This window comes from Klebsiella sp. 141240, from assembly GCF_050600805.1.
Taxonomy (GTDB): domain Bacteria; phylum Pseudomonadota; class Gammaproteobacteria; order Enterobacterales; family Enterobacteriaceae; genus Klebsiella; species Klebsiella aerogenes.
Genome location: NZ_JAQIRK010000084.1, coordinates 1 through 284, shown reverse-complemented (window position 1 = coordinate 284; position 284 = coordinate 1). Strand labels below are relative to the sequence as shown.

The 284-nt window shown below is 63.0% G+C and carries 1 pseudogene; it reads left to right on the top strand.

Going from position 1 to position 284, the window contains the following annotated elements:
• Positions 1-284 (top strand): annotated as a pseudogene (locus PGQ95_RS26450) (cytochrome C biogenesis protein CcdA); the annotation flags it as partial.

The following is a 284-nucleotide window of genomic DNA, read 5'->3' as shown; positions in this document are numbered from 1 at the left end:
TGGTTCGGCTGCATCGGCATGGCGCTGTCGAGCCTGGCGTTTTACTACCTGCCGCAGCACTTCGGCCATAACTTCGCCATGGCGCTGGTGCCGGCAATTGCGCTGGGGATTTTCGTCGCGGCGTTTGTGCCGATGGCGGCGGTATTCCCGGCGCTGGAGCCAAATCATAAAGGGGCGGCGATTTCGGTCTATAACCTGTCGGCCGGGCTGTCGAACTTCCTCGCGCCGGCGATTGCGGTGGTGCTGCTGCCGCACTTCAGCACCATCGGCGTGGTGGTGGCTTA